Annotated in this window: 22 protein-coding genes; 17 read left to right on the top strand and 5 right to left on the bottom strand. The window is 67.8% G+C overall.

Translation table 11 applies throughout. From position 1 onward, the window contains the following. Positions 1 to 13 precede the first annotated feature (13 nt). Genes NX02_RS16325 through NX02_RS16310 form a run of 4 tightly spaced genes read left to right on the top strand, consistent with a single transcriptional unit; the run spans position 14 to position 3,847 of the window. On the top strand, positions 14 to 1,132 hold the full coding sequence (locus NX02_RS16325; RefSeq protein WP_025293274.1) for an acyl-CoA dehydrogenase family protein: 1,119 nt from the start codon (positions 14 to 16) through the stop codon (positions 1,130 to 1,132). Next, positions 1,129 to 1,527, top strand: a complete 399-nt coding sequence (locus tag NX02_RS16320; RefSeq protein ID WP_025293273.1) for a MaoC/PaaZ C-terminal domain-containing protein — start codon at positions 1,129 to 1,131, stop codon at positions 1,525 to 1,527. Before NX02_RS16325 ends, NX02_RS16320 begins: the two co-directional genes overlap by 4 nt. Further along, positions 1,524 to 2,696: a lipid-transfer protein gene (locus NX02_RS16315; RefSeq protein WP_025293272.1), complete on the top strand. Its 1,173-nt coding sequence runs from the start codon at positions 1,524 to 1,526 to the stop codon at positions 2,694 to 2,696. Before NX02_RS16320 ends, NX02_RS16315 begins: the two co-directional genes overlap by 4 nt. Continuing rightward, positions 2,693 to 3,847 (top strand): MFS transporter, encoded by a 1,155-nt coding sequence (locus NX02_RS16310; protein ID WP_025293271.1) that lies wholly within the window; start codon positions 2,693 to 2,695, stop codon positions 3,845 to 3,847. The genes NX02_RS16315 and NX02_RS16310 overlap by 4 nt, the downstream gene beginning before the upstream one ends. A 3-nt stretch (positions 3,848 to 3,850) precedes the next feature. On the opposite strand, the gene NX02_RS16305 is transcribed toward NX02_RS16310, so the two are convergent. Then, complete coding sequence (locus NX02_RS16305; RefSeq protein ID WP_211258221.1) at positions 3,851 to 4,516, bottom strand: riboflavin synthase subunit alpha; 666 nt, start codon at positions 4,514 to 4,516, stop codon at positions 3,851 to 3,853. A gap of 98 nt (positions 4,517 to 4,614) precedes the next feature. On the opposite strand from NX02_RS16305, the gene NX02_RS16300 reads away from it, so the two are divergent. Next, positions 4,615 to 4,794: a hypothetical protein gene (locus NX02_RS16300; protein WP_025293269.1), complete on the top strand. Its 180-nt coding sequence runs from the start codon at positions 4,615 to 4,617 to the stop codon at positions 4,792 to 4,794. Next, positions 4,791 to 6,110: an AtzE family amidohydrolase gene (locus tag NX02_RS16295; protein WP_025293268.1), complete on the top strand. Its 1,320-nt coding sequence runs from the start codon at positions 4,791 to 4,793 to the stop codon at positions 6,108 to 6,110. Before NX02_RS16300 ends, NX02_RS16295 begins: the two co-directional genes overlap by 4 nt. Positions 6,111 to 6,175: 65 nt before the next feature. Here NX02_RS16295 and NX02_RS16290 read toward each other — a convergent pair whose 3' ends face one another. Together NX02_RS16290 and NX02_RS16285 are read right to left on the bottom strand one after the other, a co-directional pair. Continuing rightward, positions 6,176 to 6,820: a TetR/AcrR family transcriptional regulator gene (locus tag NX02_RS16290; RefSeq protein WP_025293267.1), complete on the bottom strand. Its 645-nt coding sequence runs from the start codon at positions 6,818 to 6,820 to the stop codon at positions 6,176 to 6,178. Then, positions 6,817 to 7,719, bottom strand: a complete 903-nt coding sequence (locus NX02_RS16285) for a LysR family transcriptional regulator (RefSeq protein WP_025293266.1) — start codon at positions 7,717 to 7,719, stop codon at positions 6,817 to 6,819. The genes NX02_RS16290 and NX02_RS16285 overlap by 4 nt, the downstream gene beginning before the upstream one ends. 305 nt (positions 7,720 to 8,024) lie before the next feature. On the opposite strand from NX02_RS16285, the gene NX02_RS16280 reads away from it, so the two are divergent. The 7 genes from NX02_RS16280 (at position 8,025) to NX02_RS16250 (ending at position 15,563) form a co-directional block, all read left to right on the top strand. After that, a complete protein-coding gene (locus NX02_RS16280; RefSeq protein ID WP_245648613.1) occupies positions 8,025 to 10,265 on the top strand; it encodes a TonB-dependent receptor in 2,241 nt (746 codons plus the stop codon). 73 nt (positions 10,266 to 10,338) lie between these two features. Then, complete coding sequence (locus tag NX02_RS16275) at positions 10,339 to 11,430, top strand: aromatic ring-hydroxylating oxygenase subunit alpha (protein WP_025293264.1); 1,092 nt, start codon at positions 10,339 to 10,341, stop codon at positions 11,428 to 11,430. Between the two features lie 3 nt (positions 11,431 to 11,433). Further along, complete coding sequence (locus tag NX02_RS16270; protein WP_025293263.1) at positions 11,434 to 12,303, top strand: TauD/TfdA dioxygenase family protein; 870 nt, start codon at positions 11,434 to 11,436, stop codon at positions 12,301 to 12,303. After that, positions 12,300 to 13,580, top strand: coding sequence for an MFS transporter (locus NX02_RS16265; RefSeq protein WP_025293262.1), 1,281 nt, complete (start codon positions 12,300 to 12,302; stop codon positions 13,578 to 13,580). The genes NX02_RS16270 and NX02_RS16265 overlap by 4 nt, the downstream gene beginning before the upstream one ends. Continuing rightward, positions 13,577 to 14,341 (top strand): cysteine hydrolase family protein, encoded by a 765-nt coding sequence (locus NX02_RS16260; RefSeq protein WP_025293261.1) that lies wholly within the window; start codon positions 13,577 to 13,579, stop codon positions 14,339 to 14,341. The genes NX02_RS16265 and NX02_RS16260 overlap by 4 nt, the downstream gene beginning before the upstream one ends. Further along, on the top strand, positions 14,341 to 15,135 hold the full coding sequence (locus NX02_RS16255) for a creatininase family protein (protein ID WP_025293260.1): 795 nt from the start codon (positions 14,341 to 14,343) through the stop codon (positions 15,133 to 15,135). The genes NX02_RS16260 and NX02_RS16255 overlap by 1 nt, the downstream gene beginning before the upstream one ends. Then, complete coding sequence (locus NX02_RS16250) at positions 15,132 to 15,563, top strand: cupin domain-containing protein (protein ID WP_025293259.1); 432 nt, start codon at positions 15,132 to 15,134, stop codon at positions 15,561 to 15,563. The genes NX02_RS16255 and NX02_RS16250 overlap by 4 nt, the downstream gene beginning before the upstream one ends. Before the next feature lies 1 nt (position 15,564). On the opposite strand, the gene uvrB is transcribed toward NX02_RS16250, so the two are convergent. Beyond that, entirely contained in the window at positions 15,565 to 17,757 is a 2,193-nt protein-coding gene (uvrB, locus tag NX02_RS16245; RefSeq protein ID WP_025293258.1) for an excinuclease ABC subunit UvrB, read from the bottom strand. 218 nt (positions 17,758 to 17,975) lie between these two features. Between uvrB and NX02_RS16240 the strand changes: the two genes are divergently transcribed. Next, a complete protein-coding gene (locus tag NX02_RS16240; protein WP_025293257.1) occupies positions 17,976 to 18,263 on the top strand; it encodes a helix-hairpin-helix domain-containing protein in 288 nt (95 codons plus the stop codon). A gap of 74 nt (positions 18,264 to 18,337) precedes the next feature. After that, the gene (locus NX02_RS16235) at positions 18,338 to 19,564 is read left to right on the top strand and encodes a C1 family peptidase (protein WP_025293256.1); all 1,227 of its coding nucleotides are present in this window, start codon (positions 18,338 to 18,340) and stop codon (positions 19,562 to 19,564) included. 147 nt (positions 19,565 to 19,711) lie between these two features. Here the strand turns inward: NX02_RS16235 and NX02_RS16230 are convergent, their stop codons facing one another. Then, positions 19,712 to 20,536 (bottom strand): transporter, encoded by an 825-nt coding sequence (locus NX02_RS16230; RefSeq protein ID WP_025293255.1) that lies wholly within the window; start codon positions 20,534 to 20,536, stop codon positions 19,712 to 19,714. A 103-nt stretch (positions 20,537 to 20,639) separates the two neighbouring features. On the opposite strand from NX02_RS16230, the gene NX02_RS16225 reads away from it, so the two are divergent. Both NX02_RS16225 and NX02_RS30780 read left to right on the top strand, forming a co-directional pair. After that, the gene (locus NX02_RS16225; RefSeq protein WP_025293254.1) at positions 20,640 to 21,032 is read left to right on the top strand and encodes a nuclear transport factor 2 family protein; all 393 of its coding nucleotides are present in this window, start codon (positions 20,640 to 20,642) and stop codon (positions 21,030 to 21,032) included. 474 nt (positions 21,033 to 21,506) lie between these two features. After that, positions 21,507 to 22,079: an outer membrane protein gene (locus tag NX02_RS30780; protein ID WP_025293253.1), complete on the top strand. Its 573-nt coding sequence runs from the start codon at positions 21,507 to 21,509 to the stop codon at positions 22,077 to 22,079. The last annotated feature ends 7 nt before the right edge of the window (positions 22,080 to 22,086 follow it).

Raw genomic sequence — 22,086 nt, 5'->3', positions numbered from 1 at the left:
AGGAAATACGTCCATGGATTTTACCCTCAGCGACGACCAGCGCAGCCTGCGCGATCTCGCCGCGCGCATCTTCGACGATGCCTGCAGCGACGAGGCGATCCGCGCCTTCGCCGACAGCGGCCAGCCCTATGATGCGGTGCTGTGGCGCACATTGGCCGAGGCCGGGCTGCTCGGCGTCGCCTTGTCCGAAGCGGGCGGCGGGCTGGGGCTCGGCATGATCGAGCTCGGCCTGCTGCTGGAAGAGCAGGGGCGGACCTTGGCGCCGGTGCCGCTCACCGGGACCGTCGTGCTTGCCGCCTGGGCGCTCGATGCGCATGGCAGTGCTGCGCAACGGGCGTGGCTGCCGCGGATACTCGCCGGCGAGGCGATCGTCGCGGTGGCGATCGAAGAGGTCGGCGGCGTCGATCCGGCGCAGCCGGGCGCGACGGCCGATGCGGACGGCAATGGCTGGCGGCTGTCGGGCGTCAAATATGCGGTGCCCTATGGGGCCGAGGCCGAAGCGCTGCTGGTGACCGCCACCACCGCGGACGGGCCGGCGCTGTTCCTCGTCGATCCGGGCGGCCCCGGCGTTGCCGTCGCACCGCAGCGCTCGACCAGCGGCGAACCGCAGGCGCTGGTCACGCTCGATCGTGCACCGGTCGCCGGCGATGCGTTGGTGGGGGGCGGATCGGTCGTCACCGAACTGGTCCAGCGCGCGCAGGTCGCGCTGGCGCTGCGGCAGGTGGGCCTCGCTGGCGAGGCGCTGCGGCGGACCGCTGACTATTCCAGCAACCGCATCCAGTTCGGCAAGCTGCTGGGATCGATGCAGGCGGTGCAGCAGCGCGCCGCCGACGCCTTCATCGACGTGGAAGCGATGCGGTCGACCGCGTTGCTCGCGGCGTGGCAGATCGACCAATGCAGCGTGCAACCCGCCGACATCGCCACCGCCAAATATTGGGCAGCGATCGGTGGCCATCGCGTCGTCCATGCGGCGCAGCATCTGCACGGCGGCATGGGCGCAGATATCACCTATCCGATCCACCGCTATTTCCTGGCCGCCACGCAGATCGGCGAGGCGCTGGGCGGTGCGAGCCCGATGCTCGCCGCGATCGGCGCCGCGGTCGCCTCGGGACAGACGGAGCCGCTCGCATGAAGGACGTGACCGTGGGGCAGGCGCTCCCCGAACTGGCCGTGCCGATCACCGCGTCGGCGATCGTCGCCGGCGCCATCGCCACCAATGATTTCGAGAATGTCCATCATGACAAGGCCGCCGCGCAGGCGACCGGCGTGCCGGATATCTTCATGAACATCCTGACCACCAACGGTCTCGTCCAGCGCTATGTCTCCGACTGGTGCGGCACGGCCGCGCGGATCGCCGCGGTCGAGATCCGGCTGGGCGCGCCCAACTTCGTCGGCGATACGATGCGGCTGAGCGGCCACGTCGCCCGCGTCGAGAACGGCCGGATCGACGTCGCGGTCAGCGGCCGCAACGCGATCGGCGAGCATGTCACCGCCACCGTCACGCTCGATCGGGGAGAAACGGCATGACGCATCCGCTGGCAGGGCAGGCCGCGATCGTCGGCATCGGCGCCACCGAATTCTCGAAGAACAGCGGCCGATCCGAATTGCGGCTGGCGGTGGAGGCGATCGCCGCCGCGCTCGCGGATGCGGGAATCGATCGTGCAGAGGTCGATGGCCTCTCGACCTATACGATGGACAACAATCCGGAGATCGAGGTCTTTCGCAACATCGGCGGCCGCCAGCTCAAATTCTTCAGCCGCATCCATTATGGCGGCGGCGGGGCCTGCGCGCCGGTGATGCAGGCGGCGATGGCGGTTGCGACCGGGGTCGCCGAGGTGGTCGTCTGCTACCGCGCGATGAACGAGCGGTCGCAATATCGCTTCGGCAGCGGCTACACGCCGCCGCCCGTGCCCAACGCGGAATCGGCGCACTACGGCTATTATGTGCCCTTCGGCCTCGTCTCGCCGGCATCCTGGGTGGCGATGGCGGCCCGCCGCTACATGCATGAAACGGGCGCGACCTCGGAGGATTTTGGGCGGGTCTCGGTCGCCTGCCGGCGCCACGCGGCGACCAATCCCGCCGCCTGGTTTCATGGCCAGCCGATCACGCTCGACGAGCATCAGGCCTCGCGCTGGATCGTCGAGCCGCTGCACCTGCTCGATTGCTGCCAGGAATCGGATGGCGCCGTCGCGCTGGTGGTGACGAGCGCGGCGCGCGCCGCGAAGCTGCGCCAGCCGCCCGCCATCATCCGCAGTGCCGCGCAGGGCGCCGCCGACGACCAGCAGATGATGACGAGCTATTACCGCGCCGATATCTCGCGCCTGCCCGAAATGGATCTGGTCGCGGCACAGCTCTATGCGCAGGCCGGGGTGACGCCGGGCGATATCCGCACTGCGACGCTCTACGACCATTTCTCGCCCTTCGTGCTGCCGCAGATCGAGGCGTTCGGCTTCGCCGCGCCCGGCCGGGCGCGGCATTTCATCAGGGATGAAGGGATCGAGATCGGCGGGCGGCTGCCGATCAACACCAACGGCGGGCAGTTGGGCGAGGCCTATATCCACGGCATGAACGGCATCGCCGAGGGGGTGCGCCAGGTGCGCGGAACCTCGGTCAACCAGGTGCCGGGCGATGGGCCGGTGCTGGTCACCGCCGGCACCGGCGTGCCCACCAGCGGGCTGATCCTGGGGAGCGCATGATGCTGCGCGACCGCCTGCTGCTGTTCGCGCTGATGAGCGGCTCGGCGACGACCGCGCTCACCCTCGTCGTGCTGATCCCGGTGCTGCCGCTGCTCGCGGCGCATTTCGGCGACGGCGGTCCCGCGCTGTCGCAGGCGGTGATGACCGCGCCGGCGCTGGGGCTGATCGCCGGCGGCTTCCTCAGCGCCGCAGCGATCAGGCTGGTCGGCACGTGGCGGCTGCTGATCATGGGCTTGGCGCTCTATGGCCTCACCGGCTCGGCCGGGCTGTGGAGCGACGGCGCCACGCTGATGCTCGGTGCGCGCTTCCTGTTGGGGATAGCGGCATCGTTCATCGGCATCGCCTCGACCGCGCTGATCGCCGCGCTCTATCCGCCCGAGCCGCGCGCGCGGCTGATCGGCATCAAGGGTGCGCTGGGGTCGATCGGCGGCATCGCAGGGATCCTCATCGGCGGCGAGCTCGGCATGCTCGGCGGCTGGCGGCTGCCCTTCGCGATCTACCTGATCGGCTGGCTGCTGCTGGCGATGGCGCTGGCAGGCCGGCGACCGGTGGTCGTGCCGCCCGCGACGGCCGCACGCGCGGCTGGACAAGGGCTGATGGCGCTGTGGCCTTTCTATGTCGCGATCGTCGGCTTCGGTATCGTGCTGATGATGACAAACACGCAATTGTCCTTCCTGCTCGGCGAGATCGGCATTTCCGCACCCTCGCGCGTCGCCCGCGTCGCGGTGCTGGCGCCGGTCGGCGCCGCGATCGGCGGGTTCAGCTATGGCGCGGTCCGCCGCCGGCTGAGTTCGCGTTCCTGCTTCGCGCTGGTTTTCGGGCTCTGGACGGTCGGGCTCGCGACCCTGGGCTTCTCGCAGGGCGTTGCCATCGCATCGCTCGGCTGCGTCATCGCCGGTCTCGCCGCCGGCCTGTTCCTGCCCCACATGATCACGACGCTGACCTCGGTCGCCGCGCCCGAGGTTCGCGACCGGGCGATCGCGATGTTCTATTCGGCGATCTTCCTCGGCGACTTCCTCAACCCGCTGGTGATCGAACCGATCAGCGAGGTGCTCGGCCGCCACGGCGCCTTCCGCGCGGTGGCGACGGTGACGGCGGTCTCGATGCTGGCGGTGCTGATCCGCCGGCGACCGGCCCAGGCGAAGGCCTGAGCGTCAGCCCAACTTCGGAAACAGCCGCTCCGCCGCCGCGGTCATCGTCCGCTCGATCGTTTCCACCAGCACCATCGTCTGGTGCTCGACCTCGAAATTCACCCGGTCGCCCGCGCGATAGAGGCCGAAGGTCGTCTGGCGGATCGTCTCCGGGATCAGGTTGACGGTGAACACGTCGCCGTCCTGCTCCGCCACGGTCAGGCTGCAGCCGTTGACCGCCAGGAAGCCGTGGACGAACACATATTTGGCCCAGGGCATCGGCACGCGGAACTTGATCCACATATGCTCGTCGGACGTGGTGTCGATGCCGACGATCTCGGCGGTGCCGGACACATGTCCGGCGACGATATGGCCGCCGATCTCGTCGCCCATTTTCGCCGAGCGTTCGATGTTGACGCGGTCGCGGCCGAGCGTGCCGAGGTTGGTCTTTTCCAGCGTGCCCTTGGTCGCGTCGAAGCCGATGAACGTGCCGTCGATCCCGGTCACCGACAGGCAGACGCCCTCGATCGCGACGCTGGCGCCGAGCACCAGCCCGTCGGTCAGCGCGTCCGGGAATTCCAGCGTCAGCGCGATCCTGCCCGGCAGCGTTTCCGCACGGGCGATGCGCGCCACCCCCTGAACCAGCCCCATATACATCGCGATTTCACCCGTTCGGCGTGGAAGATCCATGATCGCCCTACGCGCGCGGCGCGGGGCGGACAAGCGCGCTTGGCCAAGCGAAATCTTCGGGTTATGCAGAAAATTATTACTTATCGATCGGGGCCCTCATGACCGCATCTCCGCCATCCGACCCGCCTGCGCTGCCCGAGAGTGACGAGGCGGTGGCCGCCGCGGTCGCCGAAACGCTGGCGATGGAGATGCCGGCCGGCTGCGTGCCCGGCGTCGCGATGAACGCGCGGCTCCTCGCCGGCCATTGGGCGGTGCTGCGCGAGGCGCGCAACGGATGACCGGGGTTCTCCAGATCGCTGCCGCCGTCCGCGGCCGGCAGATGCGCGCGGTCGACATCGCGGGCGAGGCGCTGAAGCGCATCGAGGCGCGCAATGACGGGATCAACGCGGCGACGCGGCTGCTCGCCGAGCGCGCGATCGTCGAGGCACGGCAGGTCGATGCCAAGGTTGCGGCGGGCATCGATCCCGGGCCGCTCGCCGGCGTGCCCTATGGCGTGAAGGATCTGTTCGACGTCGCCGGACTGCCGACCACCGCCGGCGCCGGCATGCGCCGCGATGCGCCGCCGGCCGGGGAGGATGCGGAGGCGATCCGCCGGCTGTCCGCAGCGGGCGCGGTTCTGGTCGCCACGCTCAACATGGACGAATATGCCTATGGCTTCGTCACCGACAATGCGCATTGGGGCATCACCCGCAACCCGCACGATCCCGCGCGCTTCGCGGGCGGCTCGTCGGGCGGTTCGGCCGCGGCGGTGGCGGCGGGCATGCTGCCCTTCACCTTGGGGTCGGACACCAATGGCTCGATCCGCATCCCGGCCAGCCTGTGCGGCATCTATGGCCTGAAGCCCAGCCATGGCGCGCTGCCGATGGCGGGTGCCTATCCCTTCGTCGACAGCCTCGACGATATCGGCCCGTTCGCGGCTTCGGCGGCGGATCTTGCGGCGGTCGACGCGGTGTTGCGCGGCGATGGCGACCTGCCGACCGCACCTTCGCGGATCGCGATGCTGGGCGGCTGGTTCCAGCGCAACCTCGCGCCCGAGATGCGCGTCGCGCTCGATCGCCTGGCGGCGGCACTGGGCGGCCTGGAGACGGTGGAACTGCCGCAGGTCGCGCAGGCGCGATCGGGTGCCTTCCTGATGACCGGCTACGAGGGCGGCCGGTTTCACCTCCCCGAGCTGCGAACCCGCGCGCTGGAATTCGATGCGGCGACGCGCGACCGCCTGATCGCCGGCGCCGCGCTGCCCCGCGCCGCCTATGACGAGGCGGAGGCGTTCCGCACCGTCTTCCGCGGCCACGCCGCTGCCGCCTTCGCGAAGCATGACGTGCTGATCGCGCCGGTCGTCTATGGCCCCGCGCCGCTGATCGACGATCCGGTGATCCCGATCGACGGCAAGCCGGCCCCGGCCCGCGCCAATCTGGGGCTCTACACCCAGCCGATCAGCTATATCGGCCTGCCGGTGATCTCCGCGCCGCTCGCCGATGTGCCGGGCATGCCGCTGGGCGTGCAACTGATCGCGGCACCGGGCGGAGACCGAATGTTGATGGCGTTCGCGGCGGCGCTGGAAGAAAAGGGGCTGGTCGCCGCGCGGATCGCGTGAGCGTCCGTCCGGGATAGCGACTTCGCTCCACGGCTACGCAGCGCGAACGCTGTTGTTTCATGGCGTCATACAACCGCGACGTAGCGCCGCACCAGTTCCGCGGCATAATCCGCCCAGCCGCGTCGCCATTCGGCGCTGCGCAGGTCCGTATCGAGCACCGCCGACAGCGAATAGCCGTTGGCGAGGTGGAAGCGGCTGAGCGCGGTGATGGTGACATAGAGCTGCAGCGGATCGATGCCGGCGCGGAACAGCCCCTTCGCCTCGCCCGCAGCGACGATCGCTTCCAGCCGCCCTTTCAGCCGGTCGCTCGACGCGCGGATCGCGGGGGAGGTGCCGACGACGCGGGCGCGGGTGTCGTTCTCGGAGCGGATCAGCCCTTCGAGATGCGGGTGGCTGGCGAAATAGCGCATGGTGAAGCGCAGCAACGTATCGAGGCAGCCGAAGGGATCGTCGAGGTCGAGGTCGAGCTTCGCCTCTTCGGCCCGGAGATCGGCATAAGCACTCTCGACGACCGCCTGGTAGAGCGCCGCCTTGCTGCCGAAATGATGGTAGATCATCCGGATGTTGCAGCCCGCGCCCGCCACGATCCGCTCGATCCTGGCGCCGGCGAAACCATGCGTCCCGAACTCGCGCGTGGCCGCCCTGAACAGCGCGGCGCGGGTGCGCTCGGCGTCGCGGCGGCGCGTCGTGGGGATGGCGTCGCCGGTCATGCGAGTTGCGCCCGGAGTTCGATACGGATCTCCTCCGCCAGCCGGCTGACCGCGGAATTGAGCGTGCCGTTCTTGCGATAGATCAGGCTCAGCGGCTGCGGCCGCACCACCCTATCGCGGATCGGCACATAGACCAGCTCGCCGCGCGCGGCCTCCTCGGCGATGTCCACCGGCGTCATGAAGGTCACGCCCTCCTGCCGCCGCGCAAGATGCTTCATGAAGCTCACCGAGTTGGAGACGATCTGCGGTCGGAAGATCAGATTGGCCTGCGCGAAGGCATCATGGATGATCCCATAGATGCTCATCGTCTCGTTGCCGACGATGATCGGATAGGCGGTGCAGTCGCTCAGCCGCACCACCGGCTCGGCGGCGAGCGGATGGTCGGCCGCCACCACCGCGCCCAGCCGCGTCTCGAACTCGTGCAACACCGACGAACCCGGCGTCGAGGAGATGTTGTAGCCGAGCGCCAGATCATATTCGCCGCTCGCCAGCCCCTGGGGAAGCTGTTGGCGGAACACGCTGAACACATTGACCTGGATGCGCGGGTGGCTGCGGCGGAAGGCCTGCGACACCTGCGGCATCAGGTTCGCCGCGAGATTCTCGAAGGTCGCGATCGCCACGCTGCCGCCGCGCAGCCCCTGCAACGCCGCGATCTCCGCATGCGCCCGGTCATGCTCCTTCAGCGTGTTGCGGATATGCTGGAGCAGCACTTCGCCTGCCGCGGTCGGCCGTACGCTGCGCGGCAGCCGCTCGAAGATCTGGGTGCCGAGCTCTTCCTCATAGGCGATGATCTGGCGGTTGATCGCGGTGGAGGCGATGTTGAGATGCGCCGCCGCCTTGCGGATCGAGCCCCTGCGGGCGACTTCGTCGATGTAGCGCAGCAGGCGGGCGTGCAGCATGCGTCGATCCCCATCCGGCGGCATCGGGATCGACCCCGCCTCGAGTGAGACCTTAAAGGCATCGGTGTGAGAGCAAAACAGTTCTTTGGGGCATCGGTCTCCTATGGTCTAGTCGGGCTTGTCGGAGTCGGGTGACAGGTCGCGATCAGCCATTGCGCCAGTCATTCTGTGGGTTTGACGACGACAAAAAAGAGCCGAAGACACAAGTCGGCATGTGCTGGGGGAGTGAACCGCAATTCATATTGGGGTCACTTATGATGGTCAGAAACATATACAAATCCGCGCTTCTGTTCGGAAGCGCTTCCGTGATTGCGCTCATGCCGGGGGTGGCATCGGCGCAATCCGCCAGCGCCGATGTTTCGGCGCGCGCACCTGCCGCCGATGGCGATGAGGGGCTCAACGATATCGTCGTCGTCGGCGAAAAGCGCGAGACGACGCTGCAACGCGCGCCGCTGTCGATCACCGTCGTCGGCAACGACGAACTGCAGCGCCGCAACGCCAACGAACTCAACGATCTCAACGGCATCGTGCCCGGTCTCAGCATCTCCAAGAGCGAGGGCAGCGCGCGCATCATCGCGATCCGCGGCATCGGTTACGAGACGTCGGCCAACCCCAATTCGCAGCCGGGCGTCGCCTTCCACATCAACGGCGTCTACGTCGCGCACGTCATGGCGCTGGCGCAGGACCTGCTGGATGTCGAGCGCGTCGAGGTGCTGCGCGGGCCGCAGGGAACCGTGTTCGGCCAGACCTCGACCGGCGGCGCGATCAACGTGATCACGAAGAAGCCGGTGCTGGGCGAAGCCAGCGGCGACGTGGCGCTGAGCTATGGCAATTATAACTATGCGAAGGCGCGTGCCGGGCTGAACATCCCGATTTCGGACACGATGGCGGCGCGGGTCAGCGCGCAATATCTGCGCCATGACGGCTACGGCAAGTCGATCGGCGTGGCCAACCGCTCCGAATATGATCTGGACGACGCCAACAATCTCGGCCTGCGCGGCTCGCTGCTGTGGCAGCCGAGCAGTGCCTTCACCGCGATCCTCTCCGCGCAGACCTTCGACACCGATCGCAACGGCGCGCTGCAGAAGAATGTGCTCGACACCACGCCGGGCGCACGCACCGTCGACCAGGACTATCCGAGCACCTTCGAACTGAAGACGCGGATGGTCGACCTGTCGCTGGCCTACGACCTCGGCGAATTCGCGACGCTGAAGTCGGTCACTGCCTATCAGTATATGCTGAAGGAGCAGACCGCCGACACCGATCGTCTCGCCGGCAGCTTCTACGTCCACACCGTGCGCTGGAACGATCGCAGCAAGGCGTTCACGCAGGAAGTCTCGCTCGCCTCGCAGGCCGGCGGCCCGCTCGACTGGACGGTCGGCGGCTTCTACCTGCGCCAGCGCGCGCTGAAGGATTATCTGTCGCTCGGCAGCGGCCCGGCCTTGACCTATCAGGGCATGCCGATCGTCTTCGCGACCTACAGCCCCTATCAGCACACATCCGTCGCCGGTTACGGCCAGGCGACCTACCACGCCACCGACGCGCTCTCGCTGACCGCGGGCCTGCGCTACAGCTGGGACAAGACCACCGGCCAGCCGATCAACTTCTTCAACCAGTTCGGCCCGGCCAACCCGCGCCGCGTGACCAGCGATGCCTTCACCGGCAAGCTCGGGGTCGACTACCAGATCACGCCGACCAACATGGTCTATGCGACCCTGTCGCGCGGCTACAAGCCGAGCGGCGTCAACTTCAACCAGGGTTCGGTGCAGGTGCCCCAATCCTACAAGAAGGAAATGGTCGACGCGCTGGAGATCGGTACAAAGAACGAGTTCTTCGATCGCAAGGTGCGGCTGAACGCCTCGGGCTTCTACTACTGGTATGATGACTACCAGTACACGGCGGAGGATCCGCGCGTGAATTCGGGCGGCAGCTGGAACATCCCCCACGCCGAGATTTACGGTGCGGAATTCGAAGCCTCGATCCTGCCGATGGACGGCCTGCGGTTCGACGGCATGCTGTCGCTGGCGAAGGGCGAGTTCAAGGGGGACTTCTTCACGATCGACAGCCAGGGCGCGCTGGCGATCCGCCGCGCCCAGGCGATCGCGCTCGGGCTGCCGCAGCCCTATGTGACGGGCTATGGCTATAACCCGTCGATCATCGCGGCGGTGCAGAACAATCTGCAGAACACCAATGGCAACAAGGTCGCCAAGCTGCCCGGCGTGCAGGGCAATTTCTCGACCACCTATGATGCCGATGTCGGTGCCGGGCAGCTCACCTTGCGCGGCGAGGTCGTCTATCGCGGCAGCTTCAACTCGCGCATCTTCGATGGCGGCCCGCTCGACAGGGTGCCGGCCTACACGCTTTTCAACGCGTCGGTCCAATATGCGCCGCACGACAGCGCCTTCACCTTTTCGGTCTCGGCGCAGAACCTCTTCGACCGGAATGGCGTGAACTCGCTGTTCACCGATCCGTACGGCGCGCTCACCACCAGTGTCGAATATGTCAATCCGCGTCAGGTGTTCGGCACCGTTTCGTACCGTTTCTGACGGCACGGTGAAGACCGGCCGGTCCCGCCAGTCCCTCTAAGGGGCGGGGCCGGCCGAACAGGGGTAAAGTTGAATGTTGACGACCAAGCAGCCGGTGCTGCGCAAGTTCTGGTATGCGACGCATCCGCTGAACGCCCTTGCCGACGGTCCCCGGCCGTTCCGGCTGATGGGCGAGGATATTGTGCTGTTCCTCGATGCCGCAGGTGAGCCCGCCGCGCTGCGCGACCGCTGCTGCCACCGTACCGCCAAGCTTTCCAAGGGCTGGTGCGACAAGGGCAATATCGTCTGCGGCTATCATGGCTGGACCTATGATCGCGGTGGCAGGCTGACCCGCATCCCGCAATTCGCGGCGGACAAGCCGCTGCCCGAATTCGGCGTCGACGCCTATCGCTGCGTCGCGCGCTATGGCTATGCGTGGGTCTGCCTGGGCGAGCCGATCGCCGATATCCCGACGATCGTCGAGGATGATCTGCCGGAGTATCGCCGCATCCACCAGTTCAACGAGAGCTGGCAGACCGCGCCGCTGCGGTTCATGGAGAATTCCTTCGACAACGCCCATTTCTCGTTCGTGCACAAGGGCACGTTCGGGCAGATGGAGCAGCCGGTTCCCAAGAAGTACCAGCTCAACGAAACCGAATTCGGGTTCGAGGCGGACGCGACGGTGGAGATCCGCAACCCGCCGGAATCGCACCGTGTCACCGGTACGGATGCGCCGATGGTCGAGCGCCGGCTGCGCAACCGCTGGTATCTGCCGTTCTGCCGCCGGCTCGACATCGAATATCCCACAGGCATGCGCCACATCATCTTCAACTGCGCGACGCCGATCGACGACAGCAGCATCCACATCGCGCAGATCCTCTACCGCAACGATCGCGAGGAGGATTGCTCGACCGCCGAACTGGTGGCGTGGGACGCGGCGGTGATCGAGGAGGATCGCGAGATCCTGGAATCGACCGATTTCGACGCGCCGCTCGACGCGAGTACGGGGGAGGAGGGATCGATGATTTCCGACCATCCCGGCCTGATCGTCCGTCGCCGCCTGCTCAAGCTGCTGCGCGAGCATGGTGAAACCGAAGTCCGCGGCGACGGCCCCAGGCCGCCGGCGTTGCGCCGCGCACGGACCGGCGCGACGGTCACCTCCATCACCTCTGCCAGCAAGGGTTGAACGATGTCCGACACAGCCACCGGGACGCGCTTCCACGTCACGCCGATCGGCGACGGCTTCGGCGCGGAGGTTGCCGGCCTCGACTTGGCGACCGCGAGCGACGCCGAACTCGCCGGGATCGCCGCGCTCTACCGTAAGGGCAGCGTGATGGTGATCCGCGGCCAGTCGCTGACGCCGGACCAGCTCACCCGGTTCGGCGCTGCGCTCGGCCCGCTCGAGGATCATACCCGCGAGCAGTTCACCTTGCCCGGCTATCCGACGATCTACATCCTGTCCAACAAGGAAGTGGACGGCAGGCGCATCGGCGTCCACCGCGACGGCATGGGCTGGCACACCGACGGCTCCTATCTGCGCGAGCCGCTCGATACGACCGTGCTCTACGCGCTGGAAACGCCGCCCGAGGGTGCCGACACATTGCTGGCCGACATGCGCGCCGCGTTCGAGGCGCTGCCCGAGGCGGAGCGCGCGGCGATCGAAGACAAGCAGGTGCTGCACAGCTTCGTCCATCTGATCGGCCAGCTCGATCCGCAGGCGCGATCGGTCGTGACCGCCGAGCAGGCCGAGCGCGCGCCGGACGTCGTCCACCCGCTGGTGCTGACCCGGCCGGACGGCAGCCGCAATTTCTACCTCAGCAGCGGATCGACCAGGGAGATCCTCGGCGAGGAACCGGATGCGGGCCGCCAGCGCGTGCGGGATCTGATCGCCCATGCCACGCAGGACCGCTTCGTCTACCGCCACAAATGGCAGGCCGGCGACATTCTCGTCTGGAACAATCGCTACACCATGCACCGCGCCACCGACTATGACGACACGCGCTACGAGCGCCTCGTCTACCGGCTGTGGATCAGCGGGCAGGGCGGGCTCGCGGCATGAGCATCGCGACGCGCAGCGCCGGCGGCTGGGCCGCCCGGCTGACCGCGGCACCCGATGCCGCGGGGACGACGCATCTCGGGCGCTGGGCGATCGCGGTTCTCTTCTCGTTCAGCGCGCTGTTCTTCTTCGGCTTCGCCGCCACCTTCTCGGCGCTCGGCGTCACCCTGCCGTCGATGGTCACCGAACTGGGGTGGAGCTGGACGCAGGCGGGGCTGGGCTTCACCCTGCTCGGCGTCTCCTGCGCGGCATCCTCCTTCGTGCCGGCGCGGCTGATCCGCCGCTTCGGCGTGCGCGCGCCATTGCTGCTGGGTACCGTCGTGCTGGCCGGCGGGCTGCTCTGCCTCAGCCGCGCGCAGGGGCTGACACCCTTCTTCGCGGGCACGATCCTGTGCGGCATCGGCTATCAGATGCTCGCGCTGATCCCCGGCACGCATGTCCTCTCGGCGATGTTCAGCCGGCGTTCGCTGGTGTTCGGCATCTATTTCACCTCGGGATCGCTGGGGGGCGTCGCCGGGCCGTGGATCGTGCTCAGCATCATGTCCGGCTTCGACGGCAATTGGCGGATGGTGTGGATGGTGCTCGCCGCCTGCATCGTCGTCGTCGGGCTGCTCTGCACGCTGATCGTAGGGCGCGGCAGCGACACCCATGCGCAGGCCGCCGCCGCCAAGCCCGCCGCCGCGGCGGAAGAGGGCTGGGCGGTGCGCGAGGCGCTGCGCGCGCCGCAATTCTGGCTGATCTTCGGGGCCTATCTGGCACAGTTGCTCGTGCTGAGCTGCGTCGCCAGCATGTCGGTGGCGCATCTCACCCAGCTTGCCATCACCCCCGCCGTCGCGGCAGGCATGCTCAGCCTCGAAGCCGCCGTGCAGGTGGGCGCGCGGCTGCTGGGCGGCGCGATCGGCGAGGTGGTCAACCGCAAGCTGCTGCTGCTGGTCGGCCTGGCCTGCACGACGATCGGCGTCTGGACCTTGTCGATCGCGACGACGCCGGCGCTGCTGCTGACCTATGCGGTGCTGACCGGCGTCGGCGTCGGCCTCACCGCGCTCTCCTCCACGCTGCTGCTGCTCGAATATTTCGGGAAGAAGCATAATCTGGAGCTGTTCTCGATCATCTGCACATTGGTCGCGATCTCCTCGTTCAATTCGCTCGCCGGTGGCGCGATCCGGGATGCGACCGGATCCTTCGCGCTCGCCTTCCAGCTGTTCGGCTGCGTGCCGGCGCTGGTGTTCCTGGCGACCCTCATCACGCCGCGCCCGCGGCGGAAGGAAGCATTGCCATGAAGCCGCTCGGCGCCACGCGCCACAATCGCTGGCAGGTCTCGCCCGAGCGCGTCGACCTTGTCCGCCCGACGATCGCGCCGCGCATCGTCGACGTCGCCGCCGAGCCGCGCGCGCTGACCATCGACCTCGCGCGCACCGCGATCCTCGTGATCGACATGCAGAACGACTTCTGCCACCCGGACGGTTGGCTGGCCTCGATCGGCGTGGACGTCGCGCCCGCGCGCGCGCCGATCGCGCCGTTGCTCGCCACCTTGCCCGCGCTGCGCGCCGCCGATGTGCCGGTGCTGTGGCTCAACTGGGGCAACCGGCCGGACCTGCTCAACATCAGCCCGGCGTTGCTCGGCGTCTATGATCCGAATGGCGAGGGCGTCGGCCTTGGCGCGCCCTTGCCCTCCAATGGTGCGCCGGTGCTGCAGGCGGGAAGCTGGGCGGCGGCGGTGGTCGATGAACTGGCGCCGGCCGCGGGCGACATCCGTGTCGACAAATATCGCATGTCCGGCTTCTGGGACACGCCGCTCGACAGCATATTGCGCAACCTCGGCGTCACGACCCTGCTGTTCGCCGGCGTCAACCTCGACCAGTGCGTGATGTGCACGCTGCAGGACGCCAATTTCCTCGGCTATGATTGCGTGCTGCTGGAGGATTGCGCGGCGACCACCTCGCCCGACTTCTGCACGCAGGCGACGCTCTACAACATCCGCCAATGCTTCGGGCTGGTCACCACCGGCGCGGCGCTGACGGCGGTGGTCGGGGCGCGCTGATGCTGCATCATTGGCGCGACCTTGGCTGGCAGGATTTCCGCGACATCGATTCCGCCCGCGCGGTCGCGGTGATGCCGGTGGCTGCGATCGAGCAGCATGGGCCGCATCTGCCGGTCTCGGTGGATTCCGATCTCAACGCCGGAATCGTCGCGGCGGCGGCGCCCCTCGTGGCGGCGGACGTGCCCGTCTACCTGCTGCCCCAGCTTCCCGTCGGCAAGAGCAACGAGCATGGCGCCTATCCCGGCACGCTCTCGATCGGCGCCGCGACCTTGATCGCGCTGTGGACCGATGTGGCCGACAGCGTCGTCCGCGCCGGGTTTCGCAAGCTGCTGATCTTCAACTCGCACGGCGGCCAGCCGCAACTGGTGGACGTGGTGGTGCGCGACCTGCGCGTGCGCCACGCGATCCTCGCGGTCGCCGCGAGCAGCTATGCGCTCGGGCTCCCCGAGGGGCTTTTCGATCGCGACGAGGAACGCCACGGCATCCACGCCGGCGACATCGAGACCTCGATGATGATGCACCTGCGCCCCGAGGTGGTGAAGGCGGAGAAGATGGAGAATTTCCCCTCCGCCGGTGCCACGATCGAGCGCGACCATCAGGTGCTGCGACTGGAGGGTGGCGTCGGCATGGGCTGGATGACGCAGGACGTGAACCCGTCCGGCGCGGTCGGCGACCCGCGCCCTGCCACCGCGGCCAAGGGTGCCGCGGCGGTCGCCTTCGCCGCGCACCGCCTCGCCACCTTGCTGGCCGAGATCAGCGCCTATCCGCTCGATGCCATAAGGACCGCCCCATGACGCTACCCGCCGCGTTGCTGGCGCGCGCGACCGCGGTCTCCGCCTTCCGCATCGCCCCCGCCGACACCAATTATTTCGCGCTGCTGTTCGATCCCGAGACGGAGGGGTTCGCCAACGTCTGCGTGGTCGAGATCTTCACCGTCGGCGGCAGCACCCCGCCGAACAGCCACAGCGTCGCGCACGAATTCTTCTACGTCCTCCACGGCGAGGGTATCGCGCATTGCCAGGGCAAGGCGCTGCCGCTCGCCAGGGGCGATGCGCTGCTGCTGCGCCCCGGCGCGGAGCATGTCGTGGAGAACACCGGCACCACCAAGCTCTACACGCTGACGGTGATGACGCCGAACGAGGGCTTCGCCGAGCTGATCCGCGGGGGTGAGCCGGTGGAGCTTGATGACGAGGATCGCGCGGTTCTGTCCGGGGCGGGCTGACCTACTTTCGGCTGCCGCCCCCGAACTTGCGCTGCGTCTTGCCGAACCGCGTCTTGCGCGTGCCGGGCTTGCCCTCGTTGCTGCGGCCCATGATCGGCGCCTTGCGCTCCGCCTCGGGGAGCCCCAGTTCTTCCGCCTCCAGCGCACGGATCTCGTCGCGCAGACGCCCGGCCTCCTCGAATTCGAGGTCGGAGGCGGCCTTGCGCATCTTCTTTTCGAGCTCCTCGATATAGCTGCGCAGATTGTGGCCGACCATGTGCGGGCGTTCGTCGTCGATCTCCACCGTCACCTGGTCGCGCGACGACAAATGGCTGATCACGTCGGAGATGTTGCGCTTGATCGTCTGCGGGGTGATGCCATGCTCGGTGTTATAGGCTTCCTGCTTCTCGCGCCGCCGCTCGGTCTCGCGCATCGCGCGTTCCATGCTGCCGGTGATGCGATCGGCATAGAGGATCACCCGCCCGTCCACGTTGCGCGCGGCGCGGCCGATCGTCTGGATCAGCGACGTCTCCGAACGCAGGAAGCCTTCCTTGTCGGCATCGAGGATCGCGACCAGCCCGCATTCGGGAATGTCGAGCCCCTCGCGCAGCAGGTTGATGCCGACGAGGATGTCGTACACCCCCATGCGCAGGTCGCGGATCAGCTCGATGCGCTCAAGCGTCTCGGTGTCCGAGTGCATGTAGCGGACCTTGAGGCCGGCCTCGTGGAGATATTCGGTCAGATCCTCCGCCATCCGCTTGGTGAGCGTCGTCACCAGCGTGCGATAGCCCTTGGCGGCGGTCTCGCGCGCCTCGTGGATCAGGTCGTCGACCTGGCTCTCGACCGGGCGGATCTCCACCGGCGGGTCGATCAGGCCGGTCGGGCGGATCACCTGTTCGGCGAACACGCCGCCGGTCTGCTGCATCTCCCAGTCGCCGGGCGTCGCCGAGACATAGACGGTCTGCGGGCGCATCGCGTCCCACTCGTTGAAGCGCAGCGGGCGGTTGTCGATGCAGCTCGGCAGGCGGAAGCCATATTCGGCGAGCGTGATCTTGCGGCGATGGTCGCCGCGCGCCATGCCGTTGACCTGACCGATCGTCTGGTGGCTCTCGTCGACGAACAGCAGCGCGTTTTCCGGCAGATACTCGAACAGCGTAGGCGGCGGCTCCCCCGGAAGCCGGCCGGTCAGGAAGCGGCTGTAATTCTCGATGCCGGCGCAGCTGCCCGTTGCCGCGATCATCTCGAGGTCGAAATTGGTGCGCTGCTCCAGCCGCTGCGCTTCCAGCAGCCGTCCCTCGATGTGCAATTCCTTGAGCCGCTCGGTCAGCTCGAAGCGGATGGCCTCCATCGCCTGCTTCAAGGTCGGCCCCGGCGTCACATAGTGGCTGTTGGCGAACACGCGGACATGGTCGAGGCTCGCGACCTTCTTGCCGGTCAGCGGATCGAACTCGACGATCTCCTCGATATCGTCGCCGAAGAAGGCGACGCGCCACGCTGTATCCTCATAGTGCGAGGGGAAGATCTCCAGGCTGTCGCCGCGCACGCGAAAGGTGCCGCGGGTGAAGGCGGCGTCGTTGCGCTTGTATTGCAGCGCCACCAGCTTGCGGACGATCTCGCGCTGGTCGACGGTCTGGCCCTTCTTGAGGTCGAAGATCATCGCCGAATAGGTCTCGACCGAGCCGATGCCGTAGAGGCACGAGACCGAGGCGACGATCAGCACGTCGTCGCGCTCCAGCAGCGATCGCGTCGCGGAGTGGCGCATGCGGTCGATCGCCTCGTTCACCGAGCTTTCCTTCTCGATGTAGGTGTCGGACCGCGGCACATAGGCCTCGGGCTGGTAATAGTCGTAATAGCTGACGAAATATTCGACCGCATTCTCGGGGAAGAAGCTCTTGAACTCGCCATAGAGCTGGGCTGCGAGGATCTTGTTGGGCGCCAGCACCAGTGCGGGGCGCTGCAGCGTCTGGATGACTTTCGCCATGGTGAAGGTCTTGCCCGAGCCGGTGACGCCCAGCAGCACCTGGTCGCGCTCGCCCTGCCGCGCCTGCCCGACCAGTTCGGCGATCGCGGTCGGCTGGTCGCCCGAAGGTTCATAGTCCGACACGAGCTTGAACGGCCGGCCGCCCTCGGTCTTCTCGGGGCGCTGGGGACGATGGGGAACGAAGCTCTGGCCGGTATCGGGCTCGTCGAGCGTGGTACGGATCTGGATCGCCATCGCGCCAATATGGGTGGCCGGGCCCCGCGCCGCAATCGCGCAGCGTGCCACCAGCGCGTCTTCAACCCGGACGGGCGGCGTGATATGATCCGGGCAGGCGGGAACGCCGGGGACGTCCGACTCCGAAGGAGCGCGCGTTGCCCGCACACCCGGCCGTGGCCGCGCCGTCGGGTGGCGCAGGCATGCGGCCCGGCATCGATGTTTCGGGAAAGCCTTCAATGTCTGCGGACGTCAAACTCGATGAGCTCGGCCTGTGGCCCGACGAGGCGCTGGCGAAGCTGCGGGGTGCCTGGATCACCACGGCCGACCAGCTCATCGCGATGGCCAGGACCAGCGGCGGCGTCGCCGCGCTGTCCGAACAGACCGGGGTCGATGCCGGCGAGGTCAGCCGGCTTGTCGGCCTGACCGAGGCCCATCGCCGCGAGCAGGGCGGGCTGGGCATGGCCGGTCCCGCCGATACGGCCGACTATGGGATGGGTGCGCTGCGCCCCGATACGGACGAATAAACAGAAAAGCACCTGAGGGTCGCGCATCCGAAGCCGCACCGGCTTCATCCTTCTGGAGGGAAAGGAATTGCGCGATGTCGTTGGAAGGCAATGGGTATCGATCGGACTTCTCGGCGTTCGGCGGGCATCCGGTCGGGGATGATTTCCCGGGTATCGCGGCGCTGCGCGACCTGGGGATTACCGATGCCGAGCAGGTCGCGGCGATCATGGCGCTGCCCGATGTGCGGGCGCAGCTCGACGATGTGCTCGGCGCTGCGATCGGCGTGGACGCGCTTGCCGATGCGGCGGCCACCATGCTGCCCCAACAGACCTTCTCCGCTTTCGCCGCGGCACCGGCGATGGGGGCGTTCGCGCTCGGATCGCTCGAACCGACCGCCGAGGTGGCGGCCGAGATCGCCAGCCTCGCGGTCGCGCCGCCCGCCGCGCTGATGGGATTTGCCGCCGCGGCGCTGCCGCCCAGCGTCAGCCACGCCAAGAGCATGCCGCCGGTGCGACAGCAGGGGCCGCGCGGTACATGCGTGGCGCATGCGCTGAGCGCGGCGCACGAGCATTGGCGGCTGGCCTCGGGCGAAACGGTCGAATTCTCCGAGCAATTTCTCTACCACCAGATCAAGCTGATCGACGGCGCGCCGGGCGCCTGCGGCACCTGGCAGGTGAAGGGTGCCGAGGTGCTCGCGAATATCGGCGCCGCGCGCGAGGCGGTGTGGCCCTACAATCCCAACCCGCCCTGCAACAACAATGGCGTGCAGCCCGCCGGCGCGCTGGGCGATGCCGCGAACTACCGGATCGCACCGGTCGTGCTGGGGCCCAGGGATGTCTTCGCGATCAAGTCCGCGCTGGCGGCGGGATCCTGCGTCGGCTTCTCGGTGCCGGTCTATAACAGCTGGTACCAGAGCACCTATGCGACGCAGACCGGGCGGCTCAACATGCGCATCGGCAACGAGGCCGGCGCGGGCGGACATGCAATGTGCCTGATCGGCTATCAGGACGATGCCGATCAGCCCGGCGGCGGCTTCTTCATCCTGCGCAACAGCTGGGGGACCGCATGGGGCAGCCAGTGCCCCTATGGCGCGGGCAACGGCACCATTCCCTATGCCTACATCGCCAATGATTGCTGGGAGGCGGTGGCGATGCCGCCGCCCAGGATCAGGCGCCGGGCGAAGCGCCGCCTGCTCGATCTCCGCCGCCCCTGGCCGTTCGGCGCAGAATCCGGCGCGGGTGAGGAGGGTGACGATGTCGCGGAGCGGCGCCCGACGATCGTGATCGACACGCAAGGCCAGTTCGACATCGTCATCAAATGAGGCGGGCAGGCGCGTCGCCCGGTTCGCGGCGCGCCCGCCTGCTATCTGCCCGCCCGCTGATCTGGATGCCGGCGGTATTACCGCGGGTGGCGCGTCTCGTGGCAACGAAGGGCCGGACCATCGCCTCGCTCGGTCCGCGGCAACGTCCTAGAACTTGCGCGTCAGCCCGAAGGACAGCGCGATGTCGGGCGCGTCATGATCGATGCCGGCCACCGCCTGGACGTCGATCTGCGTCATCTCGGCGGGCTGGACGGCGATCGACAGCGCGGCGCTGGCCATCGTGACAGGATCGGCCGGATCGCGATCGGCGAGGATCTGGAATTCGGGCGTCATCGTCACCGTGTCCGTCAGATTCACGCTGACACCCACGGCGGTGCCGTAGGCGAGGTGGCGGCCCGACCCGTCCTGGTCGGCGGCGGCGTCGATCTCGGGAGAGAGCTCGAAGGAGAGCGTGTCGTTGAGTGTGTAGCTGGCCGGCACGATCAGCCCCGCGCTCCACGCGCCCGCGCCGACGCCGTTGCTCCCCGTCGGCAGGGTGACCGAGGGCAGCAGCGCCACCGCCAGCTCCGGCGCGGATTCGGCCGGATGGCGCAGGTTCTGCTTGAGGCCGATGGTCACGTCGCCCGTGCCGGACGCGCGGTCGATCGCACCGGTTGCCCGGTCGCGCGTGCGGATATGGCCGAAGGCGGTCCATCCCAGCCGGAGCTCGGTGGTGGCGCCGATGCCGTAGCGCAGCAGGATCTCGCCGGCGTCGATCTCGTCGCTGCGCTCGTCGGGCTGGCGGTCGAGCGTCCAGCCGGCGAGGCCGATTTCCGCTTGCAGCCGCCCGGGATCGACGGTGCAGGCCGACGTATTGAGCCCAGGCCGGTCGCTGCACAGGTCGCGCGGCGCGCCCTCTTGCGCGGCCTCCTGCGCGATGGCGGGGGCGGCGGTCAGCGCGAGCAGCGGAAGAACGGCAAGGATCGGCTTCATCGGTGACCCCTCGGGTTGCGAGCGCCCAACGTGCCTGTGCCGCCCCCGTTCCGTGCGCACCGTGGCCATTGCGCGGCGCGCGAACGCCCGCCAAGGCTGGCGCATGACCGCGACCGCGCCCGACATCGCCATCCGCCTGCGCCGCGCCGCGTTCAACCGCGCGCTCGCCGACGCCGATCTGCCCGCGATCGGCCCGCTCCTCGCGCCCGACGCGATCCTCGTCACCGGCACCGACAGCGCGGTGATCGCCGGGCGCAAGGCGCAGCTCATGGCTTGGAAGCGCGAGTTCGCCGCCCCCGCGCGCACCGTCTATATCCGCATGCCCGAGGCGATCACCGCATCGCCGGTCGAGCCGATCGCGCTCGAACAGGGTCGATGGGAAGGCGTGCCCGCCGGCGGTGGCGACCGGCTGGCCTCCGGCATCTATTCCGCGAAATGGCGGGATATGGGGGCGGACTGGGTGATCGAGGCGGAGATCTACCTGACGCTCGCCTGAGGCGTTCGTCAGATCACGCCGGGCGCGGGCGGCCTGGGCTTGGCGTGGGCTTCGAAGGGGTCAAGCCCGGCGTAGAGGGTTGCGGCAGGATGCGCCCCACCATGTTCGCGGCCGCGACCACATCGGACGCGGAACGCACCGCCTGCTCCAGCCGATCGAGCGCCGTTTCGGGAGCGGGGTAAAGCAGTGCTCGACGCGCTGTTGCGGTGCTGGGGGCAGTCCTACAGGAAAGCCTATAGCTGCCCGCCGCCGGCCATGTGAACAGCGCGGCAGCCCATCCGGGCTGTCGTCACCGCGCCTGGTGACCAAATCCGAATGTGTTACGGGGCCTTCACATATAGCATATCGGATTGAATTTTTATGGAAAAGGTCTGGACGATGTCCGGTGCCTCCCCTATTCGCGCGCTCGTTCGGCCTGAATTGGGGTCAATCTTGGCCGGACGCCTGAACATCAGGTTCGATTTGGGGGATTACATGAAGATCTATCTGCTTGGCGCCGCCGTCTTGGCGAGCGTCCCCGGTGTCGCGTGCGCGCAGGATGTCAGCGCGGACGATTTCGACGGCATCCGCATCGAAGCGCGCCTCGGCTATGAAACGCCCACGGTCAGCGAGGATGGCGACGTTTACAAGATCGGCAGCGCCGTGTCCTATGGCGGCGAGGCCGGCGTCGACTTCAAGCTCGGCGACCGCGTGGTCGCGGGCCCCTACATTACCTATGAATTCTCCAGCGTCGAGCTGTGCGACGGTGGCGAGTGCCTGAAGGAAGAGGGCAATCTGGGTGCCGGCCTGCGTCTGGGCTATGCCGTTTCGCCGACCGTTCTGGTCTACGGCAAGCTCGGCTACGCCAGCATCGAGTTCAAGGCGGAAACCAGCTTCGGCAGCGGCAGCGCCAGCAAGGGCGGCGTTCAGGGGGCGATCGGTGCCGACGTGAACTTCGGCGAGAAGTTTTACGGCTTCGCCGAGATCAACTATGCCGATTACGGCAAGTTCTACGGCATCAACCTGCAGCGCCGCCATGTCGCGGCGGGTGTCGGTTTCCGCTTCTGATCGCGGA

It is taken from the genome of Sphingomonas sanxanigenens DSM 19645 = NX02 (assembly GCF_000512205.2).
GTDB lineage: Bacteria > Pseudomonadota > Alphaproteobacteria > Sphingomonadales > Sphingomonadaceae > Sphingomonas_D > Sphingomonas_D sanxanigenens.
This window is presented reverse-complemented; position numbering and strand designations above follow the sequence as displayed.

What these genes read in the sequence shown, in the direction of transcription:
- NX02_RS16265 (WP_025293262.1), top strand. Translation starts at nt 12,300, where the DNA reads ATGAGCATCGCGACGCGCAGCGCCGGCGGCTGGGCCGCCCGGCTGACC.
- NX02_RS30780 (WP_025293253.1), top strand. Translation starts at nt 21,507, where the DNA reads ATGAAGATCTATCTGCTTGGCGCCGCCGTCTTGGCGAGCGTCCCCGGT.
- NX02_RS16260 (WP_025293261.1), top strand. Translation starts at nt 13,577, where the DNA reads ATGAAGCCGCTCGGCGCCACGCGCCACAATCGCTGGCAGGTCTCGCCC.
- uvrB (WP_025293258.1), bottom strand. Translation starts at nt 17,757, where the DNA reads ATGGCGATCCAGATCCGTACCACGCTCGACGAGCCCGATACCGGCCAG.
- NX02_RS16275 (WP_025293264.1), top strand. Translation starts at nt 10,339, where the DNA reads ATGTTGACGACCAAGCAGCCGGTGCTGCGCAAGTTCTGGTATGCGACG.
- NX02_RS16240 (WP_025293257.1), top strand. Translation starts at nt 17,976, where the DNA reads ATGTCTGCGGACGTCAAACTCGATGAGCTCGGCCTGTGGCCCGACGAG.
- NX02_RS16250 (WP_025293259.1), top strand. Translation starts at nt 15,132, where the DNA reads ATGACGCTACCCGCCGCGTTGCTGGCGCGCGCGACCGCGGTCTCCGCC.
- NX02_RS16230 (WP_025293255.1), bottom strand. Translation starts at nt 20,536, where the DNA reads ATGAAGCCGATCCTTGCCGTTCTTCCGCTGCTCGCGCTGACCGCCGCC.
- NX02_RS16290 (WP_025293267.1), bottom strand. Translation starts at nt 6,820, where the DNA reads ATGACCGGCGACGCCATCCCCACGACGCGCCGCCGCGACGCCGAGCGC.
- NX02_RS16295 (WP_025293268.1), top strand. Translation starts at nt 4,791, where the DNA reads ATGACCGGGGTTCTCCAGATCGCTGCCGCCGTCCGCGGCCGGCAGATG.
- NX02_RS16255 (WP_025293260.1), top strand. Translation starts at nt 14,341, where the DNA reads ATGCTGCATCATTGGCGCGACCTTGGCTGGCAGGATTTCCGCGACATC.
- NX02_RS16315 (WP_025293272.1), top strand. Translation starts at nt 1,524, where the DNA reads ATGACGCATCCGCTGGCAGGGCAGGCCGCGATCGTCGGCATCGGCGCC.
- NX02_RS16320 (WP_025293273.1), top strand. Translation starts at nt 1,129, where the DNA reads ATGAAGGACGTGACCGTGGGGCAGGCGCTCCCCGAACTGGCCGTGCCG.
- NX02_RS16310 (WP_025293271.1), top strand. Translation starts at nt 2,693, where the DNA reads ATGATGCTGCGCGACCGCCTGCTGCTGTTCGCGCTGATGAGCGGCTCG.
- NX02_RS16305 (WP_211258221.1), bottom strand. Translation starts at nt 4,516, where the DNA reads ATGGATCTTCCACGCCGAACGGGTGAAATCGCGATGTATATGGGGCTG.
- NX02_RS16270 (WP_025293263.1), top strand. Translation starts at nt 11,434, where the DNA reads ATGTCCGACACAGCCACCGGGACGCGCTTCCACGTCACGCCGATCGGC.
- NX02_RS16325 (WP_025293274.1), top strand. Translation starts at nt 14, where the DNA reads ATGGATTTTACCCTCAGCGACGACCAGCGCAGCCTGCGCGATCTCGCC.
- NX02_RS16235 (WP_025293256.1), top strand. Translation starts at nt 18,338, where the DNA reads ATGTCGTTGGAAGGCAATGGGTATCGATCGGACTTCTCGGCGTTCGGC.
- NX02_RS16285 (WP_025293266.1), bottom strand. Translation starts at nt 7,719, where the DNA reads ATGCTGCACGCCCGCCTGCTGCGCTACATCGACGAAGTCGCCCGCAGG.
- NX02_RS16225 (WP_025293254.1), top strand. Translation starts at nt 20,640, where the DNA reads ATGACCGCGACCGCGCCCGACATCGCCATCCGCCTGCGCCGCGCCGCG.
- NX02_RS16300 (WP_025293269.1), top strand. Translation starts at nt 4,615, where the DNA reads ATGACCGCATCTCCGCCATCCGACCCGCCTGCGCTGCCCGAGAGTGAC.